This is a genomic window from Bradyrhizobium sp. 191 (assembly GCF_023100985.1).
Lineage (GTDB): Bacteria > Pseudomonadota > Alphaproteobacteria > Rhizobiales > Xanthobacteraceae > Bradyrhizobium > Bradyrhizobium diversitatis.
Window position 1 is genome coordinate 2,723,077 of record NZ_CP064692.1, and the last position, 13,190, is coordinate 2,736,266.

11 protein-coding genes and 1 pseudogene are annotated in these 13,190 nt (G+C 66.4%); 7 read left to right on the forward strand and 5 right to left on the reverse strand.

Annotated elements, in window-relative coordinates; translation table 11 throughout:
* Window positions 1-33: 33 nt before the first annotated feature.
* Entirely contained in the window at window positions 34-2,130 is a 2,097-nt protein-coding gene (locus IVB23_RS12570; RefSeq protein WP_247803767.1) for an adenylate/guanylate cyclase domain-containing protein, read from the reverse strand.
* A gap of 305 nt (window positions 2,131-2,435) precedes the next feature.
* Between IVB23_RS12570 and IVB23_RS12575 the strand changes: the two genes are divergently transcribed.
* The 4 genes from IVB23_RS12575 to IVB23_RS12590 are packed head-to-tail and all read left to right on the forward strand — an operon-like array spanning window position 2,436 to window position 4,980.
* Entirely contained in the window at window positions 2,436-2,741 is a 306-nt protein-coding gene (locus IVB23_RS12575) for a DUF2282 domain-containing protein (protein ID WP_061879360.1), read from the forward strand.
* 43 nt (window positions 2,742-2,784) lie between these two features.
* Entirely contained in the window at window positions 2,785-3,702 is a 918-nt protein-coding gene (locus IVB23_RS12580) for a DUF692 domain-containing protein (RefSeq protein WP_247803769.1), read from the forward strand.
* Window positions 3,692-4,471 (forward strand): DNA-binding domain-containing protein, encoded by a 780-nt coding sequence (locus IVB23_RS12585; protein WP_247803771.1) that lies wholly within the window; start codon window positions 3,692-3,694, stop codon window positions 4,469-4,471. Before IVB23_RS12580 ends, IVB23_RS12585 begins: the two co-directional genes overlap by 11 nt.
* A complete protein-coding gene (locus IVB23_RS12590) occupies window positions 4,471-4,980 on the forward strand; it encodes a DoxX family protein (RefSeq protein ID WP_247804832.1) in 510 nt (169 codons plus the stop codon). The genes IVB23_RS12585 and IVB23_RS12590 overlap by 1 nt, the downstream gene beginning before the upstream one ends.
* Before the next feature lie 184 nt (window positions 4,981-5,164).
* Here the strand turns inward: IVB23_RS12590 and IVB23_RS12595 are convergent.
* Window positions 5,165-5,523 (reverse strand): annotated as a pseudogene (locus tag IVB23_RS12595) (SDR family oxidoreductase); the annotation flags it as partial.
* Window positions 5,524-5,674: 151 nt separating this feature from the next.
* Between IVB23_RS12595 and IVB23_RS12600 the strand changes: the two are divergent.
* Window positions 5,675-6,487 carry a class I SAM-dependent methyltransferase gene (locus IVB23_RS12600; protein ID WP_247803772.1) on the forward strand — a complete coding sequence of 271 codons (813 nt, stop codon included), beginning with the start codon at window positions 5,675-5,677 and terminating at the stop codon, window positions 6,485-6,487.
* 28 nt (window positions 6,488-6,515) lie between these two features.
* On the opposite strand, the gene IVB23_RS12605 is transcribed toward IVB23_RS12600, so the two are convergent.
* A complete protein-coding gene (locus tag IVB23_RS12605) occupies window positions 6,516-8,066 on the reverse strand; it encodes a L,D-transpeptidase (RefSeq protein ID WP_247803774.1) in 1,551 nt (516 codons plus the stop codon).
* A gap of 264 nt (window positions 8,067-8,330) precedes the next feature.
* Window positions 8,331-9,767 carry an oligosaccharide flippase family protein gene (locus tag IVB23_RS12610; protein WP_247803775.1) on the reverse strand — a complete coding sequence of 479 codons (1,437 nt, stop codon included), beginning with the start codon at window positions 9,765-9,767 and terminating at the stop codon, window positions 8,331-8,333.
* 263 nt (window positions 9,768-10,030) lie between these two features.
* Here IVB23_RS12610 and IVB23_RS12615 point away from each other — a divergent pair, with 263 nt between their 5' ends.
* Window positions 10,031-11,119: a glycosyltransferase gene (locus IVB23_RS12615; protein ID WP_061879365.1), complete on the forward strand. Its 1,089-nt coding sequence runs from the start codon at window positions 10,031-10,033 to the stop codon at window positions 11,117-11,119.
* Window positions 11,116-12,183, forward strand: coding sequence for an endo-1,4-beta-xylanase (locus IVB23_RS12620; RefSeq protein WP_247803776.1), 1,068 nt, complete (start codon window positions 11,116-11,118; stop codon window positions 12,181-12,183). Before IVB23_RS12615 ends, IVB23_RS12620 begins: the two co-directional genes overlap by 4 nt.
* Window positions 12,184-12,194: 11 nt before the next feature.
* Here the strand turns inward: IVB23_RS12620 and IVB23_RS12625 are convergent, their stop codons facing one another.
* On the reverse strand, window positions 12,195-13,145 hold the full coding sequence (locus IVB23_RS12625) for a DUF6492 family protein (RefSeq protein WP_247803777.1): 951 nt from the start codon (window positions 13,143-13,145) through the stop codon (window positions 12,195-12,197).
* Window positions 13,146-13,190: the final 45 nt, after the last annotated feature.

The following is a 13,190-nucleotide window of genomic DNA, read 5'->3' on the forward strand; positions in this document are numbered from 1 at the left end:
TCAGCCGCTGAAGCGCGAATTGGGTTCACGTTGTTATTTCGACGTCAATGCCGCCACGGGTCGCCAGGCGTCATCAGGCGACCTCGCGGCGAACTGCCGGCAGCGGTCGCGCATCAAGGCGGCCGGACGATCGTGGCTGCGCCGTTTCAGCACCGCTTCGAAATCGGCGAGCGCATCAGCAAACCGGCGTGCGCGATAGGCGGCGAGGCCGCGCTCGTAATCGGCGATCCAGCCGGTGGCATCGCCAGCGTCGATCGTCTCGCCCGCAATCCCGATCAGCTCGTGGACGGAGATCCCCTCCTCGCGTCCGTAGACCGCGATGCTGTCGACCTCGCGCGTGATGACGACGCCGCGCGCCAGACGTTCGGTCGCCGCGCCGATCAGGATCTGCGTCCCGTAGGATTTGTTGGCGCCTTCGAGCCGGCTGGCGACGTTCACGGCATCGCCGATCACGGTGTAGTTCAGCCGCAGCTCCGAGCCGATATTGCCGACCAGCATCCGGCCGGAATTGATGCCGATGCGGATCTGGAGCGGCTGGCCGAGATCGTCGACGAGGCCCGACTGTTCGATCGCGCTCCGGCAGGCGAGCGCGGCACGGCAACATCGCGCGGCGTGATCGTCTTGCGGCTGCGGCGCGCCCCAGAACGCCATCACGGCATCGCCGATGAACTTGTCGATGGTCCCGCCATTGGCGACGATGATCTCCGAAGTGATGTCGAGATAATGCGACAGCAGCGGCACCACGCGGTCGCCCAGCCGCTCGGACAGCCCGGTGAAGCCGGCAATGTCGATGAACATCACGCTGAGCTCCTGGACGCTGCCGCCGGGCCTCGCCTCGACGCCCTGGCGCAGCAGGCCGCGGACGAGATCCGCCGGGATGAACTTGCGGAAGGCGGACAATCCGGCCGCCATCTCGGCGATCGCGCCCGACAGGCTCGCGATTTCCCTGAGCCGCGACGGATGGCGGCGGACCTGCTCCAGCGCAAACGCCTCGACATGGCGCAGCTCGCCGACGACGCGTGACAGCGGCGCGGCGATGACGGACCGCGCCAGCATCGCCGAGGCCAGCGCCGCGAGCACGGCGCCGATGGCAAGGCCAAGGATCAGACGCCGCAGCGTCGTCTCGACCGGCCCGAGAAACTCGGCCTCGGGGATCACGGTCGCGAGCGACCAGCCGGGGAACGGCAGCGGCGTCAGCGCGACCTCATAGGCGGCGCCGCCCGACATGAGCCGGCTCCGCCAGGCCTCCCTGCCGCCTGCCTCACCCGCCTTGCCGAGCGCCAGGCGCGCGAGCGGCAGCAGCGCAGTGTCGCCACGCGCCGGATGGAGCTCGTCGGCCTCCTTGTCCGGCGCCGCGACGAGCTCGCCGCTGCCATCGACGATGAAGGCGGTTCCCGTGCGTCCGACCTCGAGCTGCGACAGGAAGCGCGCGAGCCTGGTGTATTCGATGACGACGGCCAGTACGCCTTGCCGCTCCTGATAGACATCGATCGGCCCCGCAAAGGCGATCGACGGCCGCACGCCGGTCGCATGGTCCAGCACCCTGAACCATTGCGGATCATCCGCGGTCAGCCCGGCCTTGAACCAGGCCTGGTCGGCGACGCGAAACGAGGTCGGCTCGAAGCGGCGGTTGGCGAACTCGATGTCGCCGGGCACCACGTCATACTCATCGACGCGGCGCTGGCCGGCATGGTCGGTCAGCGAGATCTCCATCATCTCCAGCCGGCGATCGCCGAGCTTGTGCGCGGCGAAGAAGGAGCCGTCGGGCCAGCCGAATGCGACCCAGGAAATCGTCGCCTGCGACTGCAATTGCGAGAGAAAGACGAACTCGCGCTTGTCGGCCTCGCGGGTGTCGAGCACGTTCTGGAGAAAGAGCGTGCGGATCGCAGTATGGGCGGCGCGCGCCTCGTCGACGATGGCCGACACCTCCTTGCGCACGGCCGCCACGATCTGCTCGTTGATGGTCGAGGCGAGCTGCCGGCTGGTCGCTTCCGCCGTGCGCCACCACAACAGGCTCGACAGCGCGGCCGTCAACAGGATTGCCGCCAGGACCAGCGCGGAGACCGCAAGGCGGATGCTGACCGTCAGCCCTGCGATCGCACGAAGCCGTCGTTCGGGATCGACATTCATCGCTGCTTTCGCGCCTCGTTGCGAGTCACTGACATGTCTTACGCCGCCGGCGCTCGTTCGTTACGTCTGGCAGGAGCGAGCGCGCGCAGCCAATGCCCGCTGGCTACCGTCTCGATAGAAGCTGGGCATTGGCTTCGAGCCGACGCTTGCCCGCTAATCCCCGCTCGAGCGCACCGCCCGTGCGCCCGATCCAATCGGTCTCACGGATTCGTGAGCGGCCTGCGGGTAACGCAGGTGGCGAGCGGAGCGAAAGAGATCATGCGCAGCCGCCTATCAGGCGATGCCATCTCGAACAGGAGAACTCGATGTCTGCCAAACATGCTGTCACCTCTCTCGTCCTCGCCGGCGCGATGTCGACCGCGCTTGCGACCCTTGCCGCCGCCGGGCCACTGACGAAGGCCGAGGGCGATGCGGCCGTCGCCGCCAAGAAGGAAAAGTGCTTCGGCGTCGCACTGAAGGGCCAGAACGATTGCGCGGCGGGTCCGGGCACGACCTGCCAGGGCACCTCGACCGTCGACTTCCAGGGCAACGCCTGGAAATTCGTGCAGGGCGGCACCTGCACCAGCATCGAACTGCCGAACGGCAAGAAAGGTTCGCTCAAGCCGGTGTAACGGCCGGCGCGACGTCGCCGGCAAGCACGAACGGAGCAGCACGATGAGCACGGTGACCAAGTCGACCGGACCTGCGGCCGCGCCGCTCCGCTTCGCAACGCCCATCGGCGGCGTTGCCGGGACGAGCTTCAAGCCCGAGCATCTCCCCGCAATCCTCGAGGGCGGACCTCGGCGTGGCTTCTTCGAGGTCCACGCCGAGAACTACATGGGTGCCGGCGGCCCACCGCATCGTGCGCTGGAGGCGATCCGGCGCGACCATCCGCTCTCGCTGCACGGCGTCTGCATGTCGATCGGCGGGCCCCGGCCGCTCGACAAGACGCATCTGGCGCGCTTCCGCGGCCTGGTCGCGCGCTACCAGCCGGCGCTGGTCTCCGAACATCTCGCCTGGTCGACGCATGAGACCAGCTTCTTCAACGATCTGTTGCCCCTGCCCTACACCGAGGCGACGCTGGCTTGCGTCTGCGATCACATCGACCAGGTGCAGGAGGCGATCCGTCGCCCGCTGCTGCTGGAAAACCCGTCGACCTATGTCGCGTTTCGCGAGTCCTCGATGAGCGAGACCGATTTCGTCCGCGCCGTTGCCGAGCGCACCGGCTGCGGCCTGTTGCTCGACGTCAACAACGTGTTCGTCTCCGCGACAAATCATGGCTTCTCGGCGCTCGAGTATCTTGCGGAGTTTCCGCTGTCGCGAGTCGGGGAAATTCATCTCGCCGGCCATGCCGAGCAGGCCGACGACGAAGGCGACCTGCTGTTGATCGACAGCCATGACGGTCCGGTCGCGGACGCCGTCTGGAAGCTCTACGAGATCGTGATCCGGCGCCGCGGCGCGGTGCCGACGCTGATCGAGTGGGACAGCAAGATACCGGACTGGCCGGTGCTGCAGGCAGAAGCCATCGCGGCCCAGGCGATCCTCGACCGTCATCAGTCCGCCGTGCCGGCAGGAGAGCGTCATGCCGCATGAAGCCGGCCTGTCCTTCGCCGCTTCGTTCGCGCCGGCGCTGCTGGATCCGGCGCGCAGCACGCCCGACGGCGTGACCGGCCCGAACGGCAAGGCCGCCGGCCGGCGCTACGACGTCTACCGCAACAACGTCACGGTCAGCCTGATCGACGCACTGGCCGCGATCTATCCGGCAGTGCAGCGCATCACCGGCGCCGACTTCTTCCGCGCCATGGCGCGTTCCCACGTCCGGAGCAATCCGCCGGCCTCGCCGCTGCTGTTCGAATACGGCCGCGACTTCCCGGACTTCATGGCGCGGTATGAGCATGCGCAGGCCATGCCCTGGCTCCCCGACGTCGCCCGCATCGAACGCGCCTGGCTCGATGCCTATCACGCTGCCGACGCGCTTCCGCTGTCGCCGGCCCGGCTGTCGGCGGTGACGCCCGACCGTTTGGCCGATCTGGTGTTCGTTCCACACCCGGCCGCACGATGCCTTCGCTCGCAATACGCGGCCGTGACGATCTTTGCCGCCAACCGCGACGATGCGCCGGTCGCGCGCATCGATGCCTCCACGCCGGAGGATGCCCTGATCACGCGCCCCGAATTCGACGTTACCGTGCGCCGCCTTCCGCCGGGCGGTGCAGTGTTCGCAGACCGCCTGATCTCGGGGCGGCCGCTCGGCGAGGCCGCGTCGTCGGCGCTGGAAGCCTCAAGCGAATTCGACATCGCCGCGAACATCGCCGGACTGATCGAGGCCGGCGCCTTCACCTCGCTCGCTTGCGGAGACCAATGATGATCACGGACCAGCACATGAGCACCGACAGCGGCTCGCTCTCGCCAGGACTGCTCGTCGACAGGGCCAATCATCTGGTGCAAATGATTGCCGTTCCTTCGCTGGTCCAGCTTGTGCTGCGGGTCGCGCTGGCCGTGCCGTTCTGGCGCTCGGGCATGCTCAAATGGGACGGCTTCCTCAGGCTCAACGACACCGCCGTGACGCTGTTCAGCGACGAATTCATGCTGCATCTGCCGGGCGGGCCCTATCACTTTCCGGCACCGACGGTGATGGCCTTCCTGTCGGGTTCGGGCGAGATCATGTTCCCGGTCCTGCTGGTGCTGGGACTGGGCACGCGGTTCGCGGCGCTCGGGCTATTGTTCATGACGCTGATCGTGGAGCTCACGGTGCCGGATGGCTGGCCCATCCATCTCACCTGGGCCGCCATGGCGCTGGGCATCATGGCTCACGGGCCGGGGCACATCTCGCTCGACCATCTCGTTTGTCGCGCGCGGTCGCGCGGGCGATGAGCGCGCGCGATGTCGTGCATCCACACGCACGACCGTCATCCTGAGGTGCGCGCCCTTGCGCGCCTCGAACGATGGGCCGCGGGCGCTTGTGGCCCATCCTTCGAGGCTCACCTTGCGATGCGATGCATCGCAAGGTGAGCACCTCAGGATCACGTCAGCGCGTGCGGTTGGCCGTTTAGGCCTCTCACATCCCGCTCAAGCCGCTATCGACCGCGAGGGTCTGTGCAGTGACGTAGACACTTTCGTCCGAGAGGAAGAACAGCACGGCATAGGCGATCTCCCAAGCGGTCGCCTGGCGGCCGAAGGGAACATGGCCCTTGCCGCGGTTGGGGCGGCCGGCGCGGCCTCACGGCCGTTGGGGGTGTCGACGAGGCCGGGATAGACGAGGTTGGCGCGGATTCCGCGCCGCGATCCGAGATGGGCGATGTTGCGCATCAGGCCGCCGAGCGCGGCCTTGGAGGAATCGTACACCGCCATCTGCGAGCCGGCTTTCAGCGCGGCAATCGAGATGAAGACGACGGCGCCGCCATCGTCGAATCGAGGTCGGCGGCGGAAGATCGTAAGGCGCGATGACCGGCTTTGCCGATGTTCGCTGAGAGCGCGCAACGCCATGCTGAGCTGGTCTATTTCACATCCTTGCCGGCGCATCCGTGGTAAGGTTGGGCCTCACGTCCGAACCTTCAGCGAGGCAGGCATGTCCGACACTGACAAGGTTTTCGCCGGCTCGATCCCAAAACTCTACGATGAGCATCTCGTCCCGATGATCTTCGCCGGTTACGCCGACGACATCGCAAGACGCGTCGCCGCGCTCTCGCCCTCCGTGCTGCTCGAGATCGCGTCCGGCACCGGCGCCGTGACGCGCGCCGTGGCGGCGGCTTTGCCGGGCCGCGTCCGCTACGTTGCGACCGACCTCAACGAGCCGATGCTCGCGGTCGCGGCGCAGCGTCAGGCTGGCGATGACCGCATCTCCTGGCGCCAGGCGGACGCGTTGGCGCTTCCGTTCGGCGACGCCGAGTTCGACGTGGTCTGCTGCCAGTTCGGCGTCATGTTCTTTCCGGACCGCGTCAAGGGCTATTCGGAAGCAAAGCGCGTCCTGAAGCCCGGCGGCACGTTTCTCTTCAATGTCTGGGACCGCATCGAGGAGAACGTGTTCGCCGATGACGCAACGACCGCGCTGGGCAAGCTGTTTCCCGACGATCCGCCCCGCTTCATGGCGCGGACGCCGCACGGCTATTTCGACCAGGCGATCATACGGGCCGATCTCGCACGCGCAGGTTTCGGCAACGTCTCGATCGAAACGCTGGCAGCCACCAGCCGCGCACCGTCGCCCGACCTCGTGGCATTCGCCTATTGCCAGGGTACGCCGCTACGCGGCGAAATCGAGGCGAGAAGCGGCGGCGAACTTCAGACAGCGACGGACGCTGTCGCCACTGCGATCCGCGCGCGCCATGGGTCCGGACCGGTCGAAGCCAAGATCCAGGCCCTGGTGATCACGGCACGGCCATAAGCCTACGCCGCAGGCAAGTTCGGCTTCCCTACCAAAAGCCGCGCTGCATCGGCTGCGCCGGCTGATAGTACTGATATTGGCTGCGCCGGCGCGGATTGGCCGGCTGGACGTAGGGATCTCGCTGCTGGAAGAAGAAGAAGCCGTTACCGCCGTTGTCCCAGCCGTCATCGCTCGCGATCATGGCAGGCGCGGTCGGCTTGCGCGTGATGAAACCGCCCTGCGGTTCGTTGCTCAGCACTGCGACGAACTCGGTGCGGTAATTGGTCTCGCTGCTCAGGGGCTCATCCGAGACGACGATCGACGAGCGCGGCAACGCGGTCGGTCCGATGCGATCCCACACGTCCTGCGGGATGGTGATGCGGTCGAGCGCGTTCCTCGCCTCGTCGCCGTTCTCGATCGTGACCACGTTCCAGCGCAGGCCGGTATCGGTCTTCGCCATCGCCGTGAAGATATGCGTGCCGAGCGGCTGGTCGGGATTACGGATCGTGACGGGAACCTCGATGCTGGTGTCGAACACCTCGCCGCCGCCGTCGGGCGCCGGCTTGTGCGTATTCCGCCGCACGTAGAGCTTCTGCGTCGCGCGGCTGATGTAGACCGAGACCGGCTCGCCTGCGAGCTTCGCGTCGGTCGCCGCCTTGACGGCGTCGGCTTTCCGGGTCGCGGCCGCCTTCGCGGCTTCCTTCGTGGCGGCCACTGCATCGCGCTTCGGCTGCGCGGCGGCCCTGGCGGCGTCGAGCTGCGTTGCCGCGTCGGCAGCCTTGGCCGCCGCCTTTTGCTGCAGCTCCTCGGCCTTGGCGCGGGCCTGATCGGTTTTGGCGTTCGCGAGCGTCTTGTCGGCGAAGGCGAGCTCGGCATCTGCGCGGGTCTTCTGCTGTTCCAGCTTGCGCAGCGCGGCGGGAAGCGAGGCAGCTTCCTTCGCGGCAGCGGAAGCAGCCTTCTTGGCCGCATCGGCTGCCCTCGTGGCCTCCTCGGCCTCGGCGGAGAGCTTGTCGGCCAGGCCGGGCACTGCCGCGATGGCGTCCGGCTTCGGCACGAACAGCGAGGGGTGGGAGAAGTCGGCCGGGACCGCGTCGTGCGGCGAGATGATCACACGCATCCCGATATTCGTCTTGTCGAACAGATTCTCGGCAAAGCCGAACGGCATGCGCACGCAGCCGTGCGAGGCGGCATAGCCGGGCAGCGGTCCGCCATGCAGCGCGATACCGTTCCAGGTGATGCGCAGCATGTTCGGCATCCAGGCATCGTCATACATGGTCGAGCGGTGGTCCTTGTCCTTCTCGACGATGGCAAACACGCCGGCCGGCGTTTCGCGGCCCGTGGTGCCGGTCGACACCGGCGCGCGCATGATCCAGCCGTCGGCATCGTAGAAAGTGACCTGCTGGCTCTTGATCGACACGATCGCCATGATCGGCTCGCCGGCAACACGCGGCGCCACGGCCTCGGCCGCCTGGCGCGGCTGCTTGGCCGCGGTTGCCGGGGTCGCCGTCAATGCGACCATTGCCGCCAAGGCCACGATTCCGGAAGGCACCCAACGCCGCATCGCCACGGTGGATTTCGCCGTCGTCAGTCGGTTTTTCATGCCATCCTCGGTCGAAATGCCAGTCCGCCCGTGTCGATCACGCGTCAGATTGGAATCATTGGATTAAGAAATCGCAGCCGGCTTACGTTCCGTCTGTGGCGAGATTCGGCATGTTCCCGCGACAAATCTCTCATATACGACGGTTTGCGCAGGCGGAAGGCGGCCTAGGGCCGAGGCTGGTCCGAAGCCGGCCTGATCGCTGCGGCAGAATGTCCGGGCAACCCCTGGTGCAGCCTTACGGGCCGACGCCGGGCGGCACGCTCGCTAAGCGCCGAGCGCCTTGCGGTTCAACGTTCGCAGGAAGCGCAGCGACAACGTTCGCACGTTCGCAACATTCAGCAACCAGGCCGCAGCCGCATAAGCGAGGCCACCGGCGAGACTGACGATCGCGAGCGACACGAGGCCGGTGCCACCCACTTGCGATCGCGCGATCAGGATCGCGGCCGCCATCACGGCTGCGGAAACGGCAACGCCGGCGAGGCGGTTGAACTCGAACGGAACCGGGTGGGCCCGATGCATCAGGACGACAGCAGCGAGGAAGCCGATCGCCTCGGTCGCCAGCGTTGCCAGCGCCGCGCCGTGGAGGCCATAGCCGGGGATCAGCGCGAACATCAGGATCACGCTGACCACGAGCGTGAGGAAGGACTGCGCCGACAGCATGAAGGGCCGCTCGGCGAGCTGAAAGCTGATCTGCACGTAGAACTGGTTGGCGATACCGAAGGAGCGGGCGAGCACAAGGGTCGGCAGCAGCGCCGAGACGCCGGCGCGGAAGTCGACGCCGACCAGCGTGCCGGCGACCTGGTCCGCGGCGAGCGCGAGCCAGACCGCAACGGGTGCAACGACGACGAGCAGGAGCTCGAGGCTTTCGGTCAGCCGCTCGCGTGTCGTCTCGCCGTTGTTCTCGGACAATGACCGGAACACCAGCGGCACGGTCGCCGCGGCAACGCTGGATGCGATCATGACCATGAACTGGCGCGGCAGATCGGCGGCAACGCCGAAGATGCCGGCAGCGTCCTTGCCGAGCAGATAGGCGACAATGAGCCGGTCGGAGGCCGAATAGACGGCGACGGACAATCCTGCCAGCGTCAGCGGCAGGCCGTAGCGCGCCAGCTGCATGAACTGGCTGCGCTGGAAGCGCGCGATCCTGGTGCGGTCGCCGACGAGGTTCAGGATGATGCCCGTGAGCGACCCCAGACCAAACGCGGCGAGCAGTCCCAATCCACCCCAGCCGAGCCAGATGCCGAGCAGACCGAAGCCGACGCTGGAGACGCTGCGCACGATCGAGATCGCCGCGAACCGGTAGGGGCGCAATTTGGCGCGCTCGAACTCCTGGCCGACATCGACCGCGTTGGCCATGATCGCGACGAACATGCTGGCGAGCAGCAGTTCGACACTGACGTCGCTGCGGAGCAGGACGACCAGCGGAGTGGTGGCGCAGAGCACCGCGGCCGTGAGAGCGAAGGCGACCATCGCCGTGCCGCGGAAATCGACCTCCGCCGACATCGCCTGATAGCGGGACACCGACAGCTTGATCCAGGCGAAGAAGATCGCGCCCAGAATGCCCGCAAGGCTGATGCCGACGACATAGACGCCGTATTCCGCCGGGCTCAGGAGCCGCGTATAGGCGGTGACCGCGAAAAAGCCCACCGCCGCGGGCAGGATGTAGGCGACCAGATAGATCGAGAAATGGCGGTTCAGCATGCGGGCACGGGACCGTCGGCGGCCATCAGGATTAACGAGACGTTAAGGCAGTTGGACTTTGGTGCGACAATCGGATTGCGCCGCTGGCATCGGCGAAGATAGCTGCATAAGCCTGCAAATCGGACCGCGAATGGAGCGAGCGCGCGGTTATCGCGCGTTAGCGTTAAATTTGCCCTGTCCTTGAAGCGGCCGGTGCGATCACGGAAAAGAAGCAATGATGGCGAAACGTCGCTCGACTCCTCCGATGCGCTGATGTGACCGACATGGACGTTGCCGAACCAACCCGGCTGAAACCGGCCTCGCTGCCGCGTCGCGGCACCAACGTGCCTGCGGTTCCTTCGGATTTCGGCGCAGGAGGCCGCGACAGGATGGTCCTCAACCTCTTTTTCGAAGAACGGGACGACCGCTGGTTTCCCGGCGACCGCCATCTCCGGCCGCTGCTGCGACGTTTGCTGCTGGGCAAGTCCTTCATCAGCGGCCAGCGGCGCGTCCTGCTCAATCTGTGCGCAGGCCTCGATCGGCTCGGCATCCGCTACCGCGTCAACGACTATCGCCACATCCGGAAGCACCCCGAGGAACTGGCCTGCATCATCGGCCGGCCGTTCGTGCTCGACTGGTTCAAGTGGAAGAACCCGCTCCTGCTCGGCGTCGCCATGTACGACCACCCGATCGATGCGCCGGAGAGCCTGAAGGATCTCGATGTCAGGCGCGTGCTGGTGCCGTGCGCCTGGTATGCCGACATGTTCCGTCCGCACTGGCCCCATGTCGGCGCCTGGCCGGTCGGCATCGAGACCGATCTTTGGACACCCGCGCCGGCGGATCGGAAGAGCGTCGACGTGCTGCTCTACGACAAGGTCCGCTGGGATCAGGGACGGTACGAGCGAGAGCTGATCGAGCCGATCCGCAGGCATCTCGAGGCAAGCGGACGTACCGTCGAAGTGATCCGCTACGGGCACTACAAGGAAGACGATTACAAGGCCGCGCTGGCGCGTTGCCGCAGCATGGTCTTCCTCTGCGAGCACGAAAGCCAGGGCATCGCCTGCCAGCAGGCGCTGTCGAGCGGCGTTCCCGTCTTTGCCTGGGATCGCGGCGGGCCGTGGCAGGATCCGAAATATTTCCCGGACAAGGTGAGGTTCGAGGGCGACGTGTCCTCGGTGCCCTATTTCGACGGGCGCTGTGGCATGACCTTCACCGATGCGAGCGGATTCACCGCCGGCTGGGACGACTTCTGGTCACGCGTCGGCGCGGGGGACTTCGCGCCGCGCGACTATGTGCTGGACCACCTGACGCTCGAGAAAGGCGCGCTTCACTACTACGAGATCGCGGAAGCGGCGATGCAGCGTCACGCGTGACCGGGCTCGACAGACGCGAATTTCTCCTCGGCAGCGCCGCCGCCCTCGCGGCGGGCTCATCCGCGTCCGCCGTGCCGGCATCGAAACGCGCCCAGCGCCGGCCGGGCTATGGCGCTGCGGCGACGCTCTGGGACCTGCAAGCCGATCCCAGGCTTGGCGAGGCCATCAGCACCTATTGCACCCAGGTGGTGCCGGTGCTCGAGCTGAAATGGCCGATGCTGCGGCCGGACGCCCATACGTTCGCCTTCGAACGCGCCGACGCGATCCTTGATTTCGCGCGAGACAACGACCTGACGATGCGCGGCCACGCGCTCGCCTGGTATCACGACATTCCGGACTGGACCAAACAGATCAGGGATTCCAAGGGCGTCGAGCGCGCGTATCGCGATCACATCGGCACCGTCGTCTCCTACTACAAGGACAAGCTGACGTCGTGGGATGTCGTGAACGAGCCGATTCCGGACAATCCCCGCAGTCCGAAGGACCGGCGTGACACGTTCTGGACGCAGCATCTGGGTCAAGGCTGGATTCCGTTGGCGTTCCGCACGGCAGCTGCGGCCGATCCCTTGGTCAAGCTCGCGATCAACGAATACGACATCGAGTCGGCAAAGGACTCGTTCATCGCCAAGCGGGCAGCCTACCGCAACCTCATCATGGACCTGCTCGACCAGGGCGTTCCGCTCCACGCCGTGGGCCTGCAGTCGCATCTGCACGCCGAGCTCGAGATCGACACGCACGGGCTCGCCGAATTCGTGGCCGAGCTGCGTTCCTGGGGACTCGAGGTGCTGGTCACCGAGCTCGACGTCGACGACCAGAAGCTGGCGGGCAATCCGGCCGAGCGCGACGCCATCGTCGCCAAGCGCGTCGACGACCTGCTGACGGCGATCTCGACCAGCGGCCCGGCGCGCTCGATCCTGACCTGGGGCATCTCGGACCGCTACAGCTGGATCAACGGCACCTTCGCCCGCAAGGACAAGCAGCCGAACCGCCCGCTGCCGCTCGACGGCGAGTTCAAGCCGAAGCCGTTCATGGACGTCATCAGCAAGTTCACAAAGGACGCCTGAGCCGCTGGTCCTCAGCGCGTCTTCGGCGTTTCGAACGCGGGCGCATCTCCGATGTGATCGGGAGCAAGACTCGGACTGCGACGGTCGCGCGAGGAGAGGCGGAACACGTCGCGGATGTCGTCGATCGAGGTCGACGAATAGGACTGGATGCAGAGCGCGACCTGCTCGGGCGAGGCCGTGCGCATCATGGCCTCGATCGCCGGGCGGTCGAGCGGCGTGTCGTCCCAGTGCGAGACCGCGATACTGTCTTCGGTGACCCGATGGGTCGCCAGATGCTCGGGCGAATTGGCGACGAAATTGCCATACAGCAGGTATTCGGAGAATTTCTTCTTTCGGCACAGTGCCAGCGCCCAGCTGAGGCCCGTCGCCGACTTGATGGCGTCGGTCATCGCACGCGCGGTGCCCTTGTCCCAGACCAGCGCGTTGCCGACATAATCGTCCGCCGGGAACGAGCGCTCCTTGATACCCAGAAGCTGATCGATGGTGCGGAGCCACACGCCATGCACCGGGTGGTCCGCGCCGATCGCCCTGCGGGTGACGAAGAGCGGCGTCTTCTCACCGCCGGCGTATTGGCCGACGTCGAATTCGCGGAAGAACAGATTGTCCGAATCCAGGATGCAGACGCGCTGCTCGGGCGTATTGAGGACCCCGGCGATCTTCAGGATCTGCTGGATGTGCCAGCCATGCACGGGTGACGACAGCAGCGACAGCCAGACACGCCGGCTGCTGAGGAACTGGAGGGCCGGCGGCACCGCGAACAGCCATTTCGGCAGGTAGCGCGAGGCCGGAACGATGACCCGCTTGTCGGAGGCGAACCGCGCGAACAGCGGAACGTCCTCATCGTTAACGAGAACATAATGCCGCGTATATCCCGAGAGCCAGGTGTCGATGCTCTCGCTGAGCAGCGAAAAGCGCTCGATATCCTTGGCGTAGCTGGCAGTCAGCAGGGCAACGGAATGCATGGCGCGCGCTCGAATGGCAGTCAGGCCGCACTCATAGCGGCAATG